Below are 365 nucleotides of genomic sequence, written 5' to 3'. Positions count from 1 at the left end.
AGCTATGTGGTGGCGTTCGGTTCGTACTCCACGGCGCTGCTGCGCGGCCTGGTGTCTATTCCGGTTTACCCGCTCAAGGGCTATTCGCTGACGATCCCTATCGTCGATGAGGCGGCGGCGCCATTCTCTACGGTACTGGATGAGACGTATAAAATCGCCATCACGCGCTTCGACCAGCGCATTCGCGTCGGCGGCATGGCGGAGATCGTCGGTTTCAATACTCAGCTGGAGCAAAAGCGGCGAGAAACGCTGGAGATGGTGGTGCGCGATCTCTACCCGAACGGCGGCAGAGTGGAAGAGGCGACGTTCTGGACCGGCTTGCGCCCGATGACGCCGGACGGCACGCCGATCGTCGGCCGCACCTC

At 62.2% G+C, this 365-nt stretch carries 1 protein-coding gene; it reads left to right on the top strand.

What is annotated here, in order from left to right; translation table 11 throughout:
• The coding region (locus JYB63_RS22670; protein WP_205660196.1) for an FAD-dependent oxidoreductase at window positions 1–365 on the top strand (365 nt) is incomplete at both ends.

Source organism: Aliamphritea spongicola, assembly GCF_017051665.1.
Taxonomy (GTDB): Bacteria; Pseudomonadota; Gammaproteobacteria; order Pseudomonadales; family Balneatricaceae; genus Amphritea; species Amphritea spongicola.
This window is presented reverse-complemented; position numbering and strand designations above follow the sequence as displayed.